General features: G+C 66.6%; 20 protein-coding genes. 5 read left to right on the top strand and 15 right to left on the bottom strand.

Going from position 1 to position 21,172, the window contains the following annotated elements:
* Positions 1 to 9: 9 nt before the first annotated feature.
* From K9F62_12235 to K9F62_12260, 6 genes are all read right to left on the bottom strand, one after another.
* Entirely contained in the window at positions 10 to 1,686 is a 1,677-nt protein-coding gene (locus K9F62_12235) for an AarF/ABC1/UbiB kinase family protein (GenBank protein ID UJX43196.1), read from the bottom strand.
* An 8-nt stretch (positions 1,687 to 1,694) separates the two neighbouring features.
* Positions 1,695 to 2,576 (bottom strand): bifunctional methylenetetrahydrofolate dehydrogenase/methenyltetrahydrofolate cyclohydrolase FolD, encoded by an 882-nt coding sequence (folD, locus tag K9F62_12240; GenBank protein ID UJX39497.1) that lies wholly within the window; start codon positions 2,574 to 2,576, stop codon positions 1,695 to 1,697.
* Positions 2,577 to 2,834: 258 nt separating this feature from the next.
* Complete coding sequence (eno, locus tag K9F62_12245) at positions 2,835 to 4,142, bottom strand: phosphopyruvate hydratase (GenBank protein UJX39498.1); 1,308 nt, start codon at positions 4,140 to 4,142, stop codon at positions 2,835 to 2,837.
* 188 nt (positions 4,143 to 4,330) lie between these two features.
* On the bottom strand, positions 4,331 to 5,062 hold the full coding sequence (locus K9F62_12250; protein ID UJX39499.1) for a tetratricopeptide repeat protein: 732 nt from the start codon (positions 5,060 to 5,062) through the stop codon (positions 4,331 to 4,333).
* 40 nt (positions 5,063 to 5,102) lie between these two features.
* On the bottom strand, positions 5,103 to 5,909 hold the full coding sequence (locus tag K9F62_12255) for a type III pantothenate kinase (protein ID UJX39500.1): 807 nt from the start codon (positions 5,907 to 5,909) through the stop codon (positions 5,103 to 5,105).
* 7 nt (positions 5,910 to 5,916) lie between these two features.
* Complete coding sequence (locus tag K9F62_12260; GenBank protein ID UJX39501.1) at positions 5,917 to 6,537, bottom strand: arylesterase; 621 nt, start codon at positions 6,535 to 6,537, stop codon at positions 5,917 to 5,919.
* Between the two features lie 115 nt (positions 6,538 to 6,652).
* On the opposite strand from K9F62_12260, the gene K9F62_12265 reads away from it, so the two are divergent.
* The 3 genes from K9F62_12265 to rnhA are packed head-to-tail and all read left to right on the top strand — an operon-like array spanning position 6,653 to position 8,342.
* Entirely contained in the window at positions 6,653 to 7,339 is a 687-nt protein-coding gene (locus K9F62_12265) for an ABC transporter ATP-binding protein (GenBank protein ID UJX39502.1), read from the top strand.
* Positions 7,340 to 7,861 carry a TPM domain-containing protein gene (locus K9F62_12270; protein UJX39503.1) on the top strand — a complete coding sequence of 174 codons (522 nt, stop codon included), beginning with the start codon at positions 7,340 to 7,342 and terminating at the stop codon, positions 7,859 to 7,861.
* Complete coding sequence (rnhA, locus tag K9F62_12275; protein ID UJX39504.1) at positions 7,854 to 8,342, top strand: ribonuclease HI; 489 nt, start codon at positions 7,854 to 7,856, stop codon at positions 8,340 to 8,342. Before K9F62_12270 ends, rnhA begins: the two co-directional genes overlap by 8 nt.
* A 381-nt stretch (positions 8,343 to 8,723) precedes the next feature.
* On the opposite strand, the gene K9F62_12280 is transcribed toward rnhA, so the two are convergent.
* The 5 genes from K9F62_12280 to K9F62_12300 are packed head-to-tail and all read right to left on the bottom strand — an operon-like array spanning position 8,724 to position 15,557.
* Positions 8,724 to 9,749, bottom strand: coding sequence for a glycosyltransferase (locus K9F62_12280; protein ID UJX39505.1), 1,026 nt, complete (start codon positions 9,747 to 9,749; stop codon positions 8,724 to 8,726).
* Positions 9,746 to 10,537: a hypothetical protein gene (locus K9F62_12285; protein ID UJX39506.1), complete on the bottom strand. Its 792-nt coding sequence runs from the start codon at positions 10,535 to 10,537 to the stop codon at positions 9,746 to 9,748. Before K9F62_12285 ends, K9F62_12280 begins: the two co-directional genes overlap by 4 nt.
* A gap of 19 nt (positions 10,538 to 10,556) precedes the next feature.
* Positions 10,557 to 11,780, bottom strand: coding sequence for a hypothetical protein (locus K9F62_12290; protein UJX39507.1), 1,224 nt, complete (start codon positions 11,778 to 11,780; stop codon positions 10,557 to 10,559).
* Positions 11,781 to 11,784: 4 nt separating this feature from the next.
* Entirely contained in the window at positions 11,785 to 12,861 is a 1,077-nt protein-coding gene (locus K9F62_12295; GenBank protein ID UJX39508.1) for an HD domain-containing protein, read from the bottom strand.
* Positions 12,858 to 15,557, bottom strand: a complete 2,700-nt coding sequence (locus K9F62_12300; GenBank protein ID UJX39509.1) for a bifunctional acetate--CoA ligase family protein/GNAT family N-acetyltransferase — start codon at positions 15,555 to 15,557, stop codon at positions 12,858 to 12,860. The genes K9F62_12295 and K9F62_12300 overlap by 4 nt, the downstream gene beginning before the upstream one ends.
* Positions 15,558 to 15,782: 225 nt before the next feature.
* Between K9F62_12300 and K9F62_12305 the strand changes: the two genes are divergently transcribed.
* On the top strand, positions 15,783 to 16,589 hold the full coding sequence (locus K9F62_12305; protein ID UJX39510.1) for an enoyl-CoA hydratase/isomerase family protein: 807 nt from the start codon (positions 15,783 to 15,785) through the stop codon (positions 16,587 to 16,589).
* Positions 16,590 to 17,047: 458 nt separating this feature from the next.
* Here K9F62_12305 and K9F62_12310 read toward each other — a convergent pair whose 3' ends face one another.
* Positions 17,048 to 17,536, bottom strand: a complete 489-nt coding sequence (locus K9F62_12310; GenBank protein ID UJX39511.1) for an Lrp/AsnC family transcriptional regulator — start codon at positions 17,534 to 17,536, stop codon at positions 17,048 to 17,050.
* Between the two features lie 199 nt (positions 17,537 to 17,735).
* Here K9F62_12310 and K9F62_12315 point away from each other — a divergent pair, with 199 nt between their 5' ends.
* Positions 17,736 to 18,728 (top strand): NAD(P)-dependent glycerol-3-phosphate dehydrogenase, encoded by a 993-nt coding sequence (locus tag K9F62_12315; GenBank protein UJX39512.1) that lies wholly within the window; start codon positions 17,736 to 17,738, stop codon positions 18,726 to 18,728.
* 610 nt (positions 18,729 to 19,338) lie between these two features.
* On the opposite strand, the gene K9F62_12320 is transcribed toward K9F62_12315, so the two are convergent.
* Genes K9F62_12320 through K9F62_12330 form a run of 3 tightly spaced genes read right to left on the bottom strand, consistent with a single transcriptional unit; the run spans position 19,339 to position 21,057 of the window.
* Positions 19,339 to 19,728 carry a response regulator gene (locus K9F62_12320; GenBank protein UJX39513.1) on the bottom strand — a complete coding sequence of 130 codons (390 nt, stop codon included), beginning with the start codon at positions 19,726 to 19,728 and terminating at the stop codon, positions 19,339 to 19,341.
* 32 nt (positions 19,729 to 19,760) lie between these two features.
* Positions 19,761 to 20,705 carry a two-component sensor histidine kinase gene (locus K9F62_12325; GenBank protein ID UJX39514.1) on the bottom strand — a complete coding sequence of 315 codons (945 nt, stop codon included), beginning with the start codon at positions 20,703 to 20,705 and terminating at the stop codon, positions 19,761 to 19,763.
* The gene (locus K9F62_12330; GenBank protein ID UJX39515.1) at positions 20,662 to 21,057 is read right to left on the bottom strand and encodes a response regulator; all 396 of its coding nucleotides are present in this window, start codon (positions 21,055 to 21,057) and stop codon (positions 20,662 to 20,664) included. Before K9F62_12330 ends, K9F62_12325 begins: the two co-directional genes overlap by 44 nt.
* Positions 21,058 to 21,172: the final 115 nt, after the last annotated feature.

Raw genomic sequence — 21,172 nt, forward strand, 5'->3', positions numbered from 1 at the left:
AAATGTTCCTCAGGAATCCCGGCCCAGGGCCCCGGAGCGCTTGATGGCCCGCAAAAGCCGCAGTCCGAGCCCCAAGGACCAGAAGCCGCCCAGGGCGCCGAAAAGCGACACGCCGAAGAGGATGGGCGGCACCCGGTTGGCGAGAAGCAGACACGAGCCCAGAAAGAGCGCCGCGCAGAGCATGCCGTAGACGAGGCGGTTTATGGGCGCGTCCAGGCCCTTGTGGGAAAGCTGCACGTCGAGGCGGCCTTCCCGGCCCCGGCGCAGGATTTCCAAAACGTCGCGGGGAAAGGCGTCGAAAAGTGCGCTCCAGTCCCGGGAGCTGCGCCTAAGCCGCCCGAAAAGTTCGCCCGGCGAAAAGCGGCGCATGAGGATTTTCGAGGCATAGGGCGTGATGACCTCGATCAGGGAAAAGCCGGGATTGAGCGTGGCTGCCGCGCCCTCGAGCACGATGAAGACCTTGATGAGCATGGCCACGCTCGGCGGCAGCAAAATGCCGTGGCGGCGCACGAGCCCCATGACGTCGCCAAGGGCTCCGGACAGATCGAATTCCCCCACGGACTGGCCGGCGTAGTCGGCCACGAACTCCTCGATGTCGGCCCGAAGCGCCTCGCGGTCGAGCCCCGGCGGCACCCGGCCAAGGCGAGTGACCTGTTCGGTCATGGCCTCGGCGTCGCCGGTCGCCACGGCCACCAGCACCTCCTCCAGCGCCCGGCGGGTGCGCTCGTCGATGCGCCCCACCATGCCGCAGTCGAGCAGCCCCAGCCGGTCTTCGCCAAGGATCAGGATGTTGCCCGGATGCGGGTCGGCATGAAAGAAATTGTCGCGGAAGATCATCTCGAAAAAGATGTCCGCCGCGTTTCGGGCCAGGGTTGCCCGGCGGGCGTTTTCCTCGGGTGTCTTCGGCCCGGCCGCCATCTCGGCCACGGTGCGGCCTGAAAGCTCCTCCATGGTCAGCACCCGGCGGGCGCTGCGTTCCGGAAAGGAGCGGGGAAAGGCCACCCGGGCGTCGCCGGCGAAATTGGCCGCGAAATGGCGGAGATTTTTCTCCTCGCGGGTAAAATCCAGTTCGCGAAGGATGGTGCGGCGTATTTCCGTCGCCACGGCCAGGGGCTGGTACAGGCGCAGGTGCACGATGCCCCGTTCGGCCAGCTCGGCCAGGCCCATGGCGATGTCCAGGTCGGCCCGCACGTCGTCCTCGATGCCGGCGTGCTGCACCTTGACCACCACGGCCGTGCCGTCGGGCAGCGTCGCCCGGTGCACCTGGCCGATGGAAGCCGAGGCGATGGGCGTTTCCTGGAAGTCGGCGAAAAGATCCGCGATGGGCGCGCCGAGTTCGGCCTCGATGGTGCGGCGCACGCTCTCCGGCGCGTCGGGCGCGGTGTCGTCGCGCAGTTTGGCCAGCTCACTGGCCAGGTCCGGGCCGACCAGATCGGCCCGGGTGCTCAGTATCTGGCCCAGCTTGATGGCCGTGGGCCCCAGTTCGCCGAGCGCCAGGCGCAGCCGCTCGTCGCGGCGCATGGCGGCCAGGCTTCTCCCGGCCGGTCCCGTCAAATGGTCCTTGAAAAAGGACGGGTCGATGACCGCCAGGAACTCGGCCAAGCCGTACTTGGCCAAAACGCCGGCGATTTCCTTGAACCGCCGGGCGTTTCGGGCCAGATGCGGAATGCTGGCCAGGGAGAACACGGCCACGCCTACTCCACCGGGCAAAGCGGCTTTTCCCGCCGCCAGCGAAACGCCTCCACGGTGTTGGACATGAGCGTGGCGATGGTCATGGGGCCCACGCCGCCGGGCACCGGGGTGATGGCCGAAACGACGTCCTTGACCCCGTCGAAATCCACGTCGCCGGACAGCTTGCCGTCGGGCAGGCGGTTCATGCCCACGTCCACGATCACCGCGCCGGGCTTGACCATGTCCCGGGTGATGAGCCTGGCCTTGCCGATGGCCGGCACGATGAGATCGGCCTGCCGGCAGACCGCGCCGAGGTCCGGGGTGCGCGAATGGCACACCGTGACCGTGGCGTTGCCGAAGGGGGAATGGGCGGACAGCAGCATGGCCATGGGCTTGCCCACGATGTTGCTGCGCCCGACCACCACGGCGTTTTTGCCGGCCGGGGACAGGCCGTAGTATTCGAGCAGCTTGATGACGCCGTAGGGCGTGCAGGGCTTGAGTCCCGGCAGGCCGATGGAGAGCCGGCCGACGTTTTCCGGGTGGAAGCCGTCCACGTCCTTTTTGGGGTCGACCAGGGACAGGCAGCGGCCCACGTCCAGGCCCCGGGGCAGGGGAAGCTGGAGCAGGATGCCGTCGATGTCGTCGCTGCCGCTCAGTTCCGTGATGAGCTTTTCCAGGGCGCACTGGCCGGTCGCGCCGTCGAGGCGCCAGATGCGCGACACGATGCCCACTTCCTCGCAGGCTTTTTCCTTGTAGCGGACGTAGATCTGGGACGCGGGGTCCTCGCCGACCAGGATCACGGCCAGATGGGGCGCCCGGCCGTATTCCCGGACAATGGCGTCCACGTCGTCCTTGACCTTCTGGCGCAACTCGGCCGCGACTTTTTTCCCGTCGATAAGCAGCATGGTGGGTCCTCCTTCGGAAGGCAGGAACCGGGGAGGAACCCCCTTTTGCAAAAGGGGGTTCCTCCCCGGACCCCTCCTCCCCGAAAACTCTTAGCTGGAGAGCCGGGCCTCCGTCCACCCGAATTGACGCGGCCTGGTCGTTGTCCGGCGAGGCCATGCCTCGCCGGACAACGCCCAGGCCGCGCGAATGAGGGGTCCGGGGAGGCCATGCCTCCCCGGCGGGGTCGAGGGGCAGCGCCCCTCGCTCTTCGTTTTGTCTTACTCCGCGTCGTCCTCGACGACATCGTACCACTGGCCGGCCATGACCGGGCCGTAGAAGATGGCCATGTCCTCGAGCTCCTCTTCGATGCGCAGGAGCTGGTTGTACTTGGACAGCCGGTCGGAGCGCGACAGCGATCCGGACTTGATCTGGCCGGCGTTGACGGCCACGGCCAGGTCCGCGATGAAGCTGTCCTCGGTCTCGCCCGAGCGGTGGGACACGACCGTGGTGTAGGCGGCCTGCTTGGCCATCTCGATGGTGTCCAGGGTCTCGGTCACGGTGCCGATCTGGTTGAGCTTGATGAGGATGGAGTTGGCCACGCCCTGGTCGATGCCCTCGGCCAGGATGTCGGGGTTGGTGACGAAGATGTCGTCGCCGACCAGCTGGATGCGTTCGCCAAGCTCCATGGTGAGCTTCTTCCAGCCGTCCCAGTCGCCTTCGGCCAGGCCGTCCTCGATGGAGATGATGGGGTAGCGGTCGACGAAGCCCGAGAGGTAGGCGATCATTTCGTCGGCGCTCATGGTGCGCTTTTCACCGCCAAGGACGTATTTGCCGTTCTTGAAGAACTCGGAAGCGGCGGCGTCGATGGCCAGCGAGATCTCGTCGCCCGGCCGGTAGCCGGCTTCCTCGATGGCCTTGATGATGTACTTGAAGGCCTCGTCGTGGTCCTTGAGATTGGGGGCGAAGCCGCCTTCGTCGCCCACGGCGGTCATGAGCCCGTCGGCGGCCAGGATGCTCTTCAGGGTGTGGAAGGTCTCGGCCCCCATGCGCAGGGCGTCGGCGAAGGTGCGCGCGCCGAGCGGCACGATCATGAATTCCTGGATGTCCAGGTTGTTGGGGGCGTGCATGCCGCCGTTGATGATGTTCATCATCGGCACGGGCAGCACCTTGGAGTTGACGCCGCCGATGTACTGGTACAGCGGCAGGCCGAGGAAGGAGGACGCGGCGCGGGCGGTGGCCAGGGACACGCCGAGGATGGCGTTGGCGCCCAGGCGCGACTTGTTCTCCGTGCCGTCGGTGTCGATCATCAGGTTGTCGATAGCCACCTGTTGCAGGGCGTCCATGCCGATGACGGCCTCGGCCAGTTCGCCCTGGACGTTCTCCACGGCCTTGGCGACGCCCTTTCCGCCGTAGCGGGAAGCGTCCTGGTCGCGCAGCTCCAGGGCCTCACGCGAGCCGGTGGAGGCTCCGGAGGGAACGGCGGCCCGGCCGGAGGCGCCGGATTCCAGAGTGACTTCCACTTCGACGGTGGGATTGCCGCGGGAATCGAGGATTTCCCTGGCCCAGACGGCGGCAATAGTGCTCATGAGCGTCTCCTTGTTGGTATGTTGGTGCGTTTGGTGCGATGGAAAAGCGGGCCGGGCGGCCCGGCACGTCAGTATGTAACGCAATTCGCGGCGATTTATAACCCCCGCCGTCAAAGGGGGTTGCGGCCGGAAAGCAAGTCTTGGCGGGCCTTGGGGCGGCAGGCGGCGAGAGCGTCGCCGCAGCGACGTCAAATTGTGATGTCCGGAAAATCGCGGAGATCGGCGCGTCCTTCCCGCCGTTCGATATAGCGCAGGAATTTTTTCGCCTCGCTAAACTCCGCGTCGAGGCCCACGGCCTGGGTCAGGATATCGCGGCAGGCGGCCAGATCGCCCTTTTCGAAAAGCACCCGGGCCAGGTTGAACATGAGCCGTTCGTCGCCCGGCGCCAGTTCCAGGGCCTTGCGGTAGTAGGCGATGGCGGTGTCGTAGTTTTTTTGTTTGCGCAGGCGGATGCCGAAGGCGTTGATGGCGGCTTTCTGGCCATGGCCCTCCGGGTCGCTGGCGCCGGCCTGTCGCAACACGGACAAGGCGGTGGCGTCGTCGTCGGGCGCGCCCGCGGCGGCCAGGGCCACGAGGATGACCGTGAACAGGGCGCGTTCGGCGTCGGGCAGGGCGTTTTGGTCCACCGTCGCGCCGGCGTCGCGCAAAAGGCGCGAGAGCACCAAAGCGGCCGGGGCCAGCCGTTCCTTGAACACGAGCGGGGCCGGCAGGAAGTGGGCCAGGAATTCCTCCGAGGTGACGGTTTTTTGCAAGGGCATGGGCAGGGTCTTGTCGTCCAGGGGAAAGATGAGGATGCGGGCCGTGTCCAGGCGCATGGCCAGCCAGTCGATGCGCTGGGTGAAGTCGCGGGTGGCGGCTCCGGCCTTGCCCATCCGTTCGAGCTTTTGCGACTGATAGCAACCGAGAATTTCCGGCAGCATGAATCGGTCCCCCGGAGCCGGCGGCATGGATGCCCGGCGGCTATGGCAGGCGTTTGTCGCGCCGGGCGCGGCCCTGGTCCCGGCCGAGCCAGAGTTGGCGCAATCCCTCGAGCAACAGTTCCGGCCGCACGTCGCGGATGGCCGGGCAGATGGGGGCAAGCTTCTCGGCGAAGCCGCCGGTGGCGATGACGTGGGTCTCGCCGCCCAGATGGGCCATCAGGCGGGCGGTGATGCCCGATACCATATCGGCAAAGCCGAACACAAATCCCTGGTTGATGCAATCCGTGGTGGAACGTCCGATGGAGAGCGCGCCGTCGCCCGGGTCGAGGGCCACGTGGGGCAGCTTGGCCGTCTTGCTGACTAGGCCGGACAGCGAGGTGCGCATGCCGGGGCAGATGAGCCCGCCGAGAAAGGCGTCGTCCCGCACGCAGTCGAAGTTGGTGGCCGTGCCGAAATCGACCACGATGACCGAGGGCGTGGAAACGGCCAGCCGGCCGGCATAGGCCGTGACGAGGCGGTCCGCGCCGACTTCGTGGGGCCGGCCGTAGAGATTTTTGAGCGGCACCGGGATGTCGACGGACACGAAATGCAGCCGGGAGCCGATGTAGCGCGAGACGGCCTGGGAAAGGACGGGGTTCAGGGGCGGCACCACGCTCGAGGCGATGGCGGTTTCCACGTCGGCCGGCCGCACGCCGTGGATGGACAGGGCCGTGACCAGGGAGAGTCCCAGGCTGTCCGGGGTGGCCGAATGGTTGGTCGGCAGGGCGAACGACGGCCCCAGCCCCGAACGCTCGGCCAGACCGAACTTGATGTTGGTGTTGCCAACGTCGATGAGCAGGGCGGGCATGGCGCGCTTACCGGGTCGCGGCGGCCTGGGCTGCCTTGGCGGCCGGGGCGGCGGTTACGTGTTTGAGGAACGTTTCGACGTCGGGCAGGATGCGTCCCACGATGACGTCCACGCCCTTGGCGGTCGGGTGTAGGCCGTCAGGCAGGGTCAGGCCGTAATGGCCGGTGACGCCGTCGAGGAAAAAGGGATAGAGCACGGCGTGGTATTTTTGGGCCAGCGCCGGATAAATGGCGTCAAAGGCGGCGGCGTAGTCCGCGCCGTAGTTTTTGGCCGAGCGCATGCCGCATAACAGCACCGGAATGCCGGCCTTGGCGAGCCTGGCCATGATGGTGTCCAGGTTCGCCTTGGCCGCCTCGGGGTCCTGGCCGCGCAGCATGTCGTTGGCCCCGAGCTCGAGGATGACGCCGTCGGGGGCGGTCTTCATGACGCCTTCCAGGCGGGACAGGCCGCCGATGGTCGTGTCGCCCGAGACACCGAAATTGTCGATGACCACATGGTAGCCCCTGGCCGCAAGCGCCGCCTGGAGCTTGGCCGGAAAGGCGTCGTCGGCGGGCAGGCCGTAGCCGGCGGTCAGGCTGTCGCCAAGGGCGGCCAGACGGATTTCGGCGGCCGGGGCGGGGAACGTCATAAGCCCTCCGAAAAGCAGGAAGACCAGCAGCGCCAAGGCCGCCACGGCTCTGAATTGTCTTTTCCGGGCAAGTTGGTATCGTACCAGTTCGGCAACAAGGGAAGGAGCATTTTGCATGGGTGGTCCGGCTGATAACATGATTGCGCTGTCGGATGTGCGCCTGACGTTACAAAGCCGGGCCGGCCGGGTCAACATCCTGCGCGGCGTGGATCTGGCCGCCGCTCCGGGCGAGCGGCTGGCCGTCATGGGGCCTTCGGGCGCGGGCAAAACCTCGCTTCTGATGCTCCTGGCCGGGCTGGAGCGGGCCACGTCGGGCTCGGTGCGCGTTGCCGGCCACGATCTTTCGGCCATGGACGAGGACGCCCTGGCCGCCTTTCGCCGGGAAAACGTGGGCATTGTCTTTCAAGGTTTTCATCTGGTGCCGGCCATGACCGCCCTGGAAAACGCGGCCCTGTCCCTGGAATTCGCCGGCCGTCGCGACGCCTTCGACCGGGCCCGGGAGGCTCTGGCGGACGTGGGCCTGTCCGACAGGCTGGACCATTTCCCGGCCGAGCTTTCCGGCGGCGAACAGCAGCGGGTGGCCCTGGCCCGGGCCCTGGCTCCCCGGCCGCGCCTGCTCCTCGCCGACGAACCCACGGGCAACCTCGACAGCGAGACCGGACTTCGGGTGATGGACCTGCTTTTCTCCCTGGCCGCCGGCACGACCCTGGTGCTGGTCACCCACGACCCGGGTCTGGCCGGACGCTGCGGCCGGGTGGCCAGGCTGCGCGACGGTCGCATGGAAGACGGAGTGGCGGCGTAAGTGAAGCGCCTCTTTTTCGCCCCGCGCGGCCACAGCCCCCTGGAGCGACTGGCCCGGGCGCTGCTCCTCGCCGGGGTGTTCGCCCTGGCCATGGTGGCCTACCGGAAACATTTCGACCACGTGATCGAACAGGCCGAAGCCCAGGGCACCATTGCCGACCCCGGCCATGTCCTGGCCAATGCCGACCGGGCCCTGGCCCTTGGCGCGGCCCAGGACCTTCGGCGGCGCTACGGCCTGGATTTGCGCCTGCGCCTGGGTGGAAAGCCCACCCCCCCGTCCCCGGACGATCCCCAAACCGTGTGGTTTTACCTGGCCCCCGATTGCCGGGGAAGCCGCGTGGTCGCTCCGGCCCTGGTGGCTTCCGCCCTGCCGGAAAACCTGTTGAACGATCTGGGCAGCGGGCATATGGACGCGGCCTGCCGGGAAGGACGCCCCCGCGAGGGCGTGCTCGGCGCGCTCGGAGTCTTTATCGACGCCCTCGGCCACGCGGCGGGCCGAGGCAAAGGAGTACAGCATGAATGAAGAAGCGAAAACGCCGCGCCAGGCGGTGACCATTCACACCGACGGAGCCTGTCTGGGCAATCCCGGCCCCGGCGGCTACAGCGCCATCTGGGAGATCGACGGGGAACGCGTCGAAATCTGCGGCGGGCGCAAGCTCACCACCAACAACCGCATGGAACTTCTCGCCGCCATCGAGGCGCTGGAAGCCCTGGAAAGCCCGACCGACGTGACGCTCATCACCGACTCGCGCTACGTCCACGACGCCATCGAAAAACGCTGGCTGGCCGGCTGGCAAAAACGCGGCTGGGTCAACGCCGAAAAAAAGCCGGTCAAAAACCAGGACCTCTGGCGACGCCTCATCCCGCTGCTCAAAATCCACAATATCAAATTCCACTGGGTGCGCGGCCATACCGGCAACCCGGACAACGAACGCTGCGACGTGCTGGCCAAACAAGCCGCCAATTCCAGAGACCTGCCCGTTGATGAAGGGTATCCGGGATAGAGGGGAGAAGAACCGGGGGAGGGAACCCCTTTTTGAAAAAAGGGGTTCCCTCCCCCGGACCCCCACCCTCCCGAAAAACTTTCATAGGGTGGTGAGTCGAGACTTTCTGCAAGGCTTCGGAAAGTAAAATTCCTTCTTTTTTCGCCCCGAAGGGGCGACGGCGTGGTGGAGGCGGGATTTGCCCGGGACGAGCTTGTCGCGAAGCGACATGCACCGTGCCGGCAAATGCCGCCTCCATCTTCACTCCTCCGGCCTCCCGCCAGCCAATCCCGCTCCCGCCCGACTAGAGCCGGGAAGGGGGGACCGGGGGGCCCTCGGCCTCCCGGCGAAGGGGTGCAGGGGAGGCGGAGCCTCCCCGCGTTTCCCGTCCCTATCCGCGCCCTATCCGCGTTCCCGTCCGCGCCCGGGGCCTGCGCCCCTGGCCGCGTCCAGATAGACCCTCGCCGCCGGCGTGCCGGAAAGGGCTTCGGCCCAGTGCAGGTAGAGCGGGCGCAGGTAGCGGCCGTGCACAAGGTCCACCGTGGCGCGGCGCTCGGCGACAAGGGCGTCCAGGGACTGGGAGGCGAACCAGTCGGCAAAGGCCCGGGCGCGGTGCACGGCGCGGTGGCCGGCGTCGATCTTGGCCAGGCCCGAGGCGGCCACGCGGCGGCAGCGCGCCGGATCGGCCAGAAGCCGGTCGACGAGGGCGCACAAGCCTTCGAAATCCTCCTGGTCGTAGAGAAAAAAGTCCTTCCCGTCGGTGAAAAGCCTGTCCTGGCCGTGGCCGATGCGCGGCGTCACCAGCGCGCAGCCGCAGCCGAGCGCCTCGAACAGGCGGTAGTTCATGTCGCCGCCTTCGGCGATATTGAGCACCAGCCTGGCTGTGGGGAAAATCGCCCGGAAATCGCCCGTGCGCGAGGCAAATCCCGGGAAGCGTTGCCGCAATCGGGCCAGCAGGGCGCTTCGAAACGGGGTGAGCGCCGGGTCGTCCTTGCCCACGAACACCATGTCCAGGGTCTTGGCCGCCTCGCGGGGGACGTCGGCCGGCGCGGCGAAGGGCGGGGACCACAACAGCCGCGAGGCGTCGAGACGGGGGGCGGCGAAACGTGGCAGATGGTCGCCGAGGCTCACGCAGCACAGGTCGAAGGCCTGGGCGTAGAGCGGATACCAGGAGTGGATGTGGGAATCGATGCAGTGAAAGACCGTGGGGCAGGGATAGGACTCGAGGCCCAGCAGAAAGGGCGCGCTGCTCTTGTCGCCGTAGACCAGGGCGTCGGGCGCGAAGCCGAAAAACGCGGTCAGGTCGTCCCAGGTGAAAAAGCGTTCCCCGGCCACGGGCCGGGCCTGGACCTCCCATCCCTGGGGCGCGAGATACGGGCCCAGGGAGGCGGCGAAGAGCCCGTTGGCCAGCCAGGCCAGCCGTTTCACGGCAGCGCCTCGCTGGCCGCGCGCCAGGGAAAGGCGGCCGCGTAGCGGCGCAGGCTTTCCGGGTCCATGGCCAGCACGCGCTCGTATTCCCGGCAGTTGGCGGCATAATGCGGATTGCGCTCCGGGTGGCTGTCGCGCTGTCGGGGATGGCGCAGGTGGTAGATGTGCCCCGGGACCGTCTCCAGGCGGTAGCCGAGACCCTGCATGCGCCGGAGCACTTCCCGGTCCTCATGGCCCCAGGATTTGAAATATTCGTTGTAGCCGCCGGCGGAAAGCAGGCTTTGCCGGCGAAAAACCACCACTCCGCCCGTGGCGTCGGGGTAGAGCACCCGCAGTTCCCCGCGTCCCGGGAAATCCCTGGGCTCGCCCATGAGCCGGGGGATCTCGGGCTCCGGCACGTCCAGGCACACGCCGCTGTAGGGCAGGGCGATGTCGCAGCCTGGCCGCACCAGGGCGCAGGCGCGCCGGATGTTGGCTGGGTGGCACAGGATGTCGGCGTCATAGACCACGGCCAGGTCGGTGTCGCAGGCGGCGAGCAGGCGATTGAGGAGCCGGGTCTTGTAGAAAAAGGGGCTGTCGTCCGGGAGGAAATCGTAGCGGATATGGGGCAGGTGCTCGGCGATGTGGTCCTTGAACACGGGCGCGGGGCCGGCTTCGAGAACATGGACGCCGGCGTCGAAGGAGGTCCGCAGGAAGCGCAGCACGATCTTGAGATTGCGCACGCGCTCCAGGCTGTCGCAGGTGACGGCGAGCAGAAAGGTCGCCTGGCGCAGGTCGTAGCGGTCCATGGGCTCCTTGCCCCGCCTTTCAGGCGGCGGGCTCCCCGATGCCGAGCACGGGCAGGCCGGCCCGGCGGAAATTGGCGCTCCAGGGAAGCGGGCTGACCGATTTCGGAAAGACGATCGGCGTCTCCCGGCCGGCGCGCGCCCTGGCCGCCTCGATGGCCTGGGCCAGGACGTCCGCCGCCCGTTTCGGGTCGGTCGGGTCGATGTTGCGGATGCGCGGATGTTCCCGGGACAGGTCCTTGGCCGGGGGATAGGCGTTGGTAAGGACTTCCAGGCCGAAGCAGGCCATTTCCAGCGGCGGATAGGACGGATGGGGCGAGGCCATAAGCGCCATGCCGACATGGCTTTGGAGCAGGGCGGCGGCGTAGTCGGCCATGGACAGGGTGCCGAGGCTATGCAGCACCGTGCCGTGGCCGAAATCCACGTCCTCGTGGGGCGTGCCGGCGCTTAAAAAGGTGACGTTGCGGCCCTGGGTCGGGCCATAGGTTGCGGCATAGGCGGCGATGACGGCCATCAGCGCCGGAAAGCAGTTGCGGTGGTGTCCGGGGCGGCCGTAGACGAGCACGTTTATGCGTTCGCCCTGCCGGGCGGGAACGTTGCCGCCAAGGCTCCCGAGCACGGTGCCGAGCAGCGCGTCCAGGGAGGGTTTGACCACGATGGGGTTTGGGAAGGCATAGTTTCTGGCGGCGAAAAACCGGTACAGTTCCCGGGAATGGAAGATGGCCTGGCAGGCCTCGCCATGGCGGTAGGTCCCTTCGGCGGCCAGGTGCTTGAGCCCCATGGGATAAAAGCCCGGCTCCCAGTCCAGGATGAAATAGTAGAAGGGAATGGGGGGCAGACCGGCGGCGGCGAAAAGCGCGGCCGCCCGCTCCCAGACGAGCACCGTGCGCCAGTTGGGGCAAAGGAGCACGTCGGCCGGGTGAAAGACGATTTCCGCGCCGTCGTGCAGGGAAACGGTCTCGACGATTTCCCCGGGTCGGCGCAGCAAGGCCGCGCCGCAGTCGATGCGCCCGGAAGCTTCCGGCAGGGGCGTGAGGACAAGGCAGCGCACGGCCGCGTAATGGGGGGCCAGATGGGCGGCCAGGGCCAGAGCCGAGGCCATGCCGCCGAACAGGTGTTCCCGGTGCAGATGGGGCAGGCAGATATTCAGGCGCGGCGGCCCGGGCTCGCGGCGCACGGCGAAGCGGGCGCGCGGGGGAAGCAGGTCGTCGAAGGCGTCGGGATCGTAGGGGACGGATGCTGACATGGAGCTATCCGGCGTTGGCGGGCGGCTTGGGGGCCGCCTCCGGCTCCGGGGAGGGCGCATCCTCCTTGACGGCCTGTCCGCCGTTCTTGAGTATTTCCGCATCGGCCAGGATCATGATCAGGCGCTTGAACATGGCCTTGTCCAGGGTATCCTTGCGGGCCTCCATCTTGCGCAGGGCCTCGAAGGGCGGATAGGCCGGCCGCCAGACGCAGGCCCGGGTCAGGGCGTCGTAGGTGTTGCAGACGCAAAGCGCCTTGACGTAGGCCGGGATGCCGGCGCCGGGCAGCCCGGCGGGAAAGCCCCGGCCGTCCTCCTGCTCGTGGTGGAATAAAATGCAGTGCATGGTCTCGGGCGGCAGCGGCAGGCCCATGCAAAATCCGACCCCGAGCGCCGGATGGGAGCGGAACTGGGTTTCCTCCTCGGGCGTCCAGGAGTCCGGCCGACGCTCGACGAGTCCGGGGGGCAGGCCGAGCTTGCCCACGTCGTGCAACAGCGCCCCGACCCCGACCTTGACGAGCAATGCCTCGTTAAAGCCCTTGCGGTCCATGAGCATAAGCGAGGTGAGCACCATGACGGCCAGGCCGTGCTGGTATTCCTGGTAGCCCTTGGAAACCAGCCGGGCCACGTTTTGCACCGCGCCCGGATCCTGTAAAAAGCCCACGGTCTGGCGCACGAGCTTGCCGATCTGTTCGAACCGGGCGCGGCTTATGGAATGGGGTAGCTTTTCCTCGAGCACGCATTTGGCCAGGGAAACGGCGCTTTCGTGCCAAACCTCGGCTCGCTCGGACAGGGGAATGGATTCGTCGAGGAGCAGTTCGCCGAGGCTTTCGCGCAGGTAATTCTCGTAATGGCGCAGCTCACCCTGGTGGATGTAGACTGTCGGCGTGCCCGTGGACCGCAGCCGGCCCAGTTGTTCCTTGCTGAAGGCGGCCCCGCGCGAGGCGTAGAGCACGAGCCCGGACCCCTTGCGCACGTAGACGGAGAACCGGCCGTTGCCCCAGGGGCGCAGGGAGAGGGTCTTTACCGGAAAATACGACTTGAGTTCCGGGGACGGGAGGGCGTCTTCGGGGGCGGTGTTCATGCGGGAGCCGCCTCCCCGGGGCCGGGATCGTTTAAGGGCAGCCGCATTTCCGCCACTTCCTCGTCGTAGTTGCGCACCACCGAAAAGCCGAGCTTGTCGGCCAGGCCCTGCATGCCGCCGTTTTCCATGAGCGCCTGCCCGGTCAGCTCCCGCGTGCCGCGTTCCTTGCAGTAGCGGATGATTTTTTCCATGAGCAGCCGCCCGAGTCCCTGGCCTTTGAGGTCCGAGCGCACGATGACCGCGAATTCGGCCGAGGAATTGTCCGGCCTTGTCGAGGCCCGCACCACGCCCAGGGTCTCGGGCGCGTCGTCGTCGCCCGGAGCGGTGGCGATAAAGGCCATCTCCCGCTCGTAGTCGATCTGGGTCAGCCGGGCCATCTCGGTATGGGTGAGCTCACGCACCACGCCGAAAAACCGGAAGCGCAGGTCCTCGGGCGAGAGGTGCTTGAAAAAGGCGAAATGGGCCGGCTCGTCCTCGGGCCGGATGGGGCGCAGCATGACGTGGCGGCCGGATTTGAGGGTCACGCACTCCTCGAGTTCCCGGGGGTAGGGCCGGATGGCCAGGCGGTGCGGATTGGGCTGCGCCTCCGGGGTGAGCCGGATGGCCGCGCCGATGACCTGCACGCCTTCGGGCGTGGCCAGGATGGGGTTCAAGTCGATGGCCGCGATGCGCTCCAGGTCGGCCACGCATTGGGAAATCTGGTTGAGCGTCAGACAGATGGCGTCGATGTTCGCGCCGGGCTGGCCGGCCGCGCCCTTGAGCGTCGCCGCGACGCGGGTGCGGAAGATGAGGTCGCGGGCCAGGGACATGTTGAGCGGGGTGAGGGCCACGGCCTTGTCCCGCGTCACCCTGGCGGCGATGCCCCCCTGGCCGAAGATGACGTACGGTCCGAAGACCGGGTCCACCCGGGCCTGGATGGTCACCTCGTGGGCGCCGGTCCGTTTGCCCATCTCCTGGATCACGTAGCCCTCGATGTGGGCCTCGGGCACATGGGCCAGGGCGCGCGACCGGACCGCCTCGGCCGCTTCGAGCACGGCCTCCCCGCCGGAAATGTCCAGGGCGATGCCGCCTACGTCGAAGGGCTGGGGAATGTCCGGGGAGACGATCTTGACCGCCACGGGATAGCCCAGGGCCTCGGCGGCGGCCACGGCGTCGTCGGCGTCTTCGGTGAACTGGGAGGCCACGGCCGTCACGCCATAGTAGCCGAGCACTTCCTTGGCCTCGGGATCGGTCAGCGTGAGGCGCCCCTCGGCAAAGGCGCGTTCCACCACGGCCCTGGCCGCGTCCGGGTCCGGGGCGAATTCGCTCGGCAGGCTCGCCGGCATCTCCATGAGCAGTTCCTGGTTGCGGCGGTAGCGCAGCAGATGCACGAAGGCGGAGACGGCCTGGTCCGGCGTCTCGTAGGTGGGCACGCCGGCGTCGTTTAAGGTCTTCAGCGCCCCGCCCGAAGCCGGGTCGTAGCCCATCCAGCAGGCCAGCACCGTGCGGTTGGTCTTGGCCAGCACATCGGCCATGGCCGAGGCGGCGTCGTCGGCCGAGATGCCGGGAAAGGGCACGTGGATGACGAGCACGGCGCTTATGTGCGGCGAGCGCAAAAGCGCCCGCAAGGCTTCGGCGTAATCGGCCGGGGCGGCGTCGAAGCTCATGTCCACCACGCCGTGGCGCAGCCAGTTGGGGCCGAGCAGGGCGGAAAGCGACTCGCTGGCCTCGGCGTCGAAATTGGCGAGTCCCCCGCCGCCTTCGAGCAGGGCGTCGGCGGCCATGATGCCGATGGAGCCGCCGTTGGTCAGGATGGCGAGCGTGTCCCCGCGCAGGGGGCGCGAGCGGGCCAGTGTCTGGGCGGCGTCGAACAGCGCGTCGATTTCGCCCACGCGCAGCATGCCGGCCCGGCGAAAAGCCTCGTCGTAGACCTCGTCGCGGCCCTCGGACGGATCCGGCGGGTAGATGCTCCAGAGCTTGCGCCCGGGTTTTATCACCAGCACCGGCTTGTTGCGCGCCGCCGCCCGGGAGGCGCTCATGAACGACCGCGCGTCGGTGACGGACTCGATATAGAGCAGGATCGAGCGCGTATGCGGGTCCTGGGCCATGTAGTCAAGGATGTCGGCGTACTTGAGGTCCACCCGGTCGCCAAGCGACAAAATATGGGAAAAGCCGATGCCCTTGGTGCCGGCCCAGTCGAGGACGGCGGAAAAAAGCGAGGCGGACTGGGAAATAAAGGCGATGCGGCCGGGGATGGCTTCGGAAGTGGCCAGGGAACAGTTGAGCCCGAGCCCCGGCACGACCAGCCCGAGCCCCGACGGCCCCAGGATGCGCAGGCCCGACGGCGCGGCGGCCTCGAGCATGCGGGCGCTTAAGGCGCGCTTGGCCTCGCGCGGCAACTTGGCCCAGCCCGGAGGCAGCACCACGGCCGCGCCCACGCCCCGGCGGCCGAGGTCGCGCAGGTATTCCGGCACGGACTCCGGATCGGTGGCGATGACGGCGAGGTCCGGAGTCAGGGGCAGCGTGTCCACCGACTTGTAGCAAAGCACCCCGGAGATGGCGTCATGGGCGGGATTGACCGGCATGACCGGCCCCAGGAACTTGCCGCCAAGCAGGTTTTTCATGATCACCGCGCCCACGTGGCCGGGATCGGCGGAGGCGCCAATGACGGCCACGGAATTGGGCCGGAACAGGGCGTCAAGGCTTCGGGCGCTCAAACAAAGCTCCGCGGCAGAGGTTAGGGAGGGTTCGGGCAAGGATAGAAGGCTCGCCCGGCCAAGGCAAGGGGTTTTGGCGTTTTCGGGCTGCCGGCGTGGGGGAGGCGCGGTCGTGTTGACAGGTCGTGGCGGCGATGGCAGGTTCCAATAAAGCCGGCGGTTTGACGCCGGGAACCGGCGGCCGGACGCCACGGCTTCCCGCCGCGCGCCAGCAAGGAGGTTTCCATGGAAGTCGCCACCAGCTTGGTTACCGACAACGAGTTTTTTTCTTCCGAACGCCGGGACAACATGCTGATCGTGCGGGCCAAGCCCCACTTCGTCACGCACGCCCGGGACCTCAAAAAAATCGACACCTTTTTCGATCACCTGGAGATCATCGCCCATACCGACCAGGTGAGTGTGGTCATTTTCGTCGGCCCCCACCAGCCGAGCGGCGCCGGCGACACCTTGAAGTTTTTCGACGACTTCCTGACCTCGCGGCGGGAGGATTTCCTCATCCAGCGCCTGTTCAATCTCGTCAACAACTATACCGTGACCATGGCCGGCCTCAACAAGGTCACCATCCACGCCGACAGGGGCCATGTTTCGTTTTTCCACTTAAACGGCGCGCTGTCGTGCGACTACCGTATCGTGGGCGAAGGCACGTTGTTCGAGAACGCCTTTGCCGAGCTCGGCACGGTTCCCAAGGGCGGCGGCGGCTATTTTCTGTCGCGCCTGCTCGGCGGCGGCAAGGCGGGCGAAGTGCTCCAATGGCCGCGTTTTTCCGCCGAAGAGGCGCTCGACCTCGGCATCGTGGACAAGATCGTGCCCGCCGACCGCATCGAGGAAGAAGCGATCAAGGTCGCCCACAATTACCGGGAGCCGCAGGTTTCCACCATGCTGGCCATCCGCAAGCTGCTCAAAAGCGACCTGGGCGATTTGCGCCGGTCCCTGGAACTCGAGGATCTGTTGATTCTCAACCGCGTGAATTCGCCGGAATTCAAGAAGGCCATGGCCGAACGACGGGCCGCCCGGGAGGCCGCCGGAGCGTGAAATGGGGATGCCTCCGGCGGCCAGGGGGAAACTTTTTGAAAAAAGTTTCCCCCTGGACCCCCTTCAAAAACTTTCAAAGGGGATCGAGGGGCGCGTAGCTTCACCCCATGCGGGGGTGGAGGCTTTTCCGAATTCGAAAAGAAGGCAGACTTTTTTCAAGAAGGGCGGGAACGCATTGTTCCGGTGCGCGGAAGCGTTCGATGCGGCCGAAAGTCTTTACCGACAGGCCGTAACGGTATTGCATTGCGCGTTGGGAGGATTTCCATCCGAGCCTGAGGCGCGATCGGGAAACAGGATACTTCCAGGAAGGGACGCGTGACCTGGGTCGGCGGGGGCGGGTGGAGCGGACGCGAAGGCGTATTCTTCAAATATGCGCCGCACGCGGCCGACCTGCCCGCCCCCGCCGACCAGCAGAGAAGTTCTAAGGGTATTTCCGCATACCTGGCAGCCTCGCCGGGCTAGAAATAGCGCATACTGACTTTCTTGAGTTCCTTGAGGCTGAAAAGCATGGCGTAGTCGTCGAGGCCCGTCTCGCGGCAAAGCGCCTCGACCACGGCCTGGCAATCGTCCTGGTTGCGGCCGTGGATCATGGTGTAAAGATTGTACGGCCAGTCCAGGCAGTTGATCCGGTGGTAGCAGTGGCTGATTTCCGGACGCTTGGACATGATGGCGCCCATGCGGTCCACGTCTTCCTCGGACACGTACCAGGCCACCATGACGTTGGCCCCGAACCCGGCTTTCTGGTGCTTGAGCGTGGCCCCGAACCGCCGGATCTCCCCGGACGCGGTCATGCGGGAGAGCAGGGCGATGACATGGGCTTCGTCCGTGCCCGCGGCCGCGGCAATGTCGGCATAGGGCGTGGCCGAGTCGGGCAGGCTGCCCTGCACCCGTTTGAGAATTTCCCTGTCGGTGTCCGTCAGTTCGGTTTTCGCCGCTTTCGTGGTCATGGCCGCTCCCGCTTGCGTCGTTGGAAAGCCTTTGTCTCTACCGGCTTTGTATGCTAGAGGCAACTCCACGCGGCGTCGCGCCTGGGGGCATATTTCGGACCTTGGGCGGACGATCGGCGATTATGAAACGGGGGGGGCCGGCCAGGGGCGCGCGCGACAGGCGCGACGCCCGGGGGCGTACCCGTCGGAGGCGCATTTCATGAAGATAGCGGTGTTGGGCGGCGGCAGCTGGGGCACCACCCTGGCCGACCTGCTGGCGAAAAAGGGCCACGATGCCCGGCTTTGGGTGCGCGAACAGGCGGTCATGAGCGAGATCCGCACCACCCGGGAGAATTCCTGGTATCTGCCCGGCCGCAAACTGGCCGACAACCTCGAGGTCAGCACCGACGCGGCGGCCGTATCCGACGGGGTCAAGCACTTCGTTTTCGCCGTCCCCTGCCAGTTCATCCGCAATGCCTACCAGCGCTATCTCAAGTACCTGCCCAAGGGCGCAGTGATCATCTGCGCGAGCAAGGGCATCGAGCTCGACAGCCTCATGACCATGTCCCAGGTGTGCGAGGACGCCCTGGCGGCGGTCAAGCCCCGTTTCGCCATGCTTTCGGGGCCGTCTTTCGCCTACGAGGTCATCCGCGAAATGCCGACGGCCGTGACGCTTGCCTGCAAGGACAAAAAGGCGGCCAAAGAGGTGCAGGAGGCGCTGTCCACGTCCTATTTCCGGGTCTACACCTCCACGGACGTGCGCGGGGTGGAACTTGGCGGGGCGATCAAGAACATCATCGCCATCGCCGCCGGCGTGGCCGACGGGCTGGGGTTCGGCGGCAATGCCCGGGCGGCGCTCATCACGCGGGGGCTTAGCGAAATGAGCCGGCTCGGCAAGGCCATGGGCGGCGAGCGGCAGACCTTCATGGGGCTTTCGGGCATGGGCGATCTGGTGCTCACCTGCACCGGCGACCTGTCCCGCAACCGGCAGGTCGGCCTGCGCCTGGCCAAGGGCCAAAAACTCCTCGACATCCTGGCCGAGATGAAGATGGTGGCCGAGGGCGTCAAGACCACCGAGGCGGTCCATGCCCTGTGCGGCAAGCTCGGCATCGACATGCCGCTGAGCGAGCAGGTCTATGCCATCTTATATAAAGACAAGGACCCGTCCGAGGCCGTCTACGAGCTGATGACCCGTTCGCTCAAGGACGAATAGGTTTAAGTCTTTTCCGATTGGGTTGATTGGGTTGGTCGCTCGATTGGCCGATGACTTGATTTGATTGGTTGGGTGGTCGGCGGGGGCGGGCAGGGCAGCCGCGTGCGGCGCATATTTGAAGAATACGCCTTCGCGTCCGACCTGCCCGCCCCCGTCGGCCCTGGTCACGCGTCCCATCTCCGGCAGCCGTCCTCTTGCCCCGGCCACGTGTCCCCATCACTGGAAGCCGTTCTATTCCCCGGCCGCGCGTCCCCATCGCTAGGACGCCATCCTGTTGTCCCGGCCGCGCGTCCCATCTCCGGAAGCCGTCCAGTCGCCTCGGCCGCGCGTCAGGACCGAATGGCGAATGTCCCTGCACGCAAGACATCGGCTGCGGTTTGTCGGCAAACGCGCCCCCCGCACGAACATCCCTTCGCCAGAAACGACGCCTTCCTGCCCTCGTTCAGGACAAGCCTCCCACCATCTCACGGCACTGAAGAATATCCCTCTTTTCCTGGGAGTTATGCCCCCCCCTTTGAAAGTTTTTGAAGGGGGTCCAGGGGGAAACTTTTTTTAAAAAGTTTCCCCCTGGCCGCCGGAGGCATTTCTTCCCTCTCCCTCCCTCCATCTATTATAATGGCCTGGTTGCCTGGCGGCGGTCATAGACGGCCCGGATGGCGCCTTCGAGTTCCTCGGTGGGGCAGGGTTTGAGCAGGTAATCGGCCGCGCCGCCGGCGATCATGGCCGAGGCGATGTCGACCGAGGCATGGCCGGTGAGCACCAGCACTTCGGCTTCGGGGCAGGCCTGGCGCAAAAGCGGCAGGGCTTCTTCGCCCGAGAGTCCGGGCATCTTCACGTCCAGCACGATCACGTCGCAGGGGGATTGGCCCAGAAGGGCGAGCGCCGCTTCGCCGCCGCCGGCGGCGCGCACGGAAAAGCCGTGGCGCGAGAGCAGCTTGGCCAGGGTTTCGCGAAAGCGTTCCTCGTCGTCCACAATGAGCACACGGATGGGGTCGGCCATTGGGGGGCTCCGTTTTTTGGGGGGACGTAGCGTTACAGGGGCAGGGTCACGGTGAAGGTCGCGCCTTCTCCGGGCGGGCTTGCGGCGGCGAGCGTTCCGCCAAGGCGCGCCACGATGCCGTGGGAGAGCGACAGGCCCAGTCCCGTGCCCTGGCCGGGTTGTTTGGTGGTGAAAAAGGGATCGAAGATCTTGTCCATGTTTGCCGGGGCGATGCCGCTGCCGGTATCGCGCACGGCGACGACGGCCCATTTCCCTTCGCGTCGCGTGGACAGGGTGATGGAGCCGCCTTTCGGCGTGGCGTGCAGGGCATTGGTCAGGAGGTTCAAAATCACCTGTCGCAGGAGCGGCACGTCGGTGCGCACCGGCGGCAGATCGGCCGAGTAGTCGCGCACGATGACCACGTCCCGGCCCCGGGCCTCGCGTTCGACCAAAAGCGCCATGTCCTCGATGACCCGGTCCAGGGCCTCTTCCTGGAGCACGGGGTCCATCTTGCGGGCGAAATTGAGAAGCTTGTGGGTGATCTGGCGGCAACGGTCCACCTGGCTGGCGATTTCGCGCAGGCTGTCGCGGGCGTCGACCAGATCCGCCTCGGCGAGGCAGGGCCCGCCGGCCAGAAGCTCCCGGGCCAGGTCGAGCTCCTGGGTGATGATGGCCAGCGGATTGTTGATCTCGTGGGCTATGCCCGAGGACAGTTCGCCTATCGAGGCGAGCTTTTGGGACTGGAGCAGGCGCAGGTCCATTTCGCGCAGTTCGTGTTCGTGGCGGCGGGTGCGCCGGGCCAGCATCAGGGCCGAGCCGATGCACACGGCGCCGGCGAAAAGGGCCAGGGCGACGTCCACGGCCGGGGGTGTGGCCAAGGTGGCCACCACCGCCGCGCCGGCCAGGGCAGGGGACAGCACGGTGTAGGGCCAAAGGGGCGCGAACGCGCCCGGGTCAACCCTGCCGGGTACGGGCTTCGGTGAGGTTTTTGCGTTCATAGGCTTTGCGGGCCTTTCCCAGCAGTTCCTCGAAGTCCACGGGCTTGAGCACGTAATCGTAAGCCCCGAGCGACATCCCTTCCATGCCGGCCTCCACCGAGGCGTGGCCGGTCAGGATAATGACCTCGACCAGGGGATGGCGTTTTTTTATTTCCCGAAGCACCGTCATCCCGTCCATGCCCGGCATGCGCATGTCGAGGATGACCACATCGAAGTCCTGGCTTTCCATCAGCTCCAGGGCCTGGGCGCCGCTTGCGGCGGCGGTGACCGGAATCTGGCGATAGGTGAAGCGTTTGACCAGGGTTTCGATGAAATCGGCCTCGTCGTCCACGGCCAGTACGCGAAGTCCCATCCGTTCCTCCCCTGCCGCGCTTACAGTTCCTTCCCACGGCGCGGTGCGCTCGGCGTTTTCAGGGAACAGCCGCCATTGGAATCCATCGTTTTTTTTAACCAATGCCTTTTAAAAA

Origin of the sequence: Desulfovibrio sp. JY, assembly GCA_021730285.1 — a bacterium.
Taxonomy (GTDB): domain Bacteria; phylum Desulfobacterota; class Desulfovibrionia; order Desulfovibrionales; family Desulfovibrionaceae; genus Solidesulfovibrio.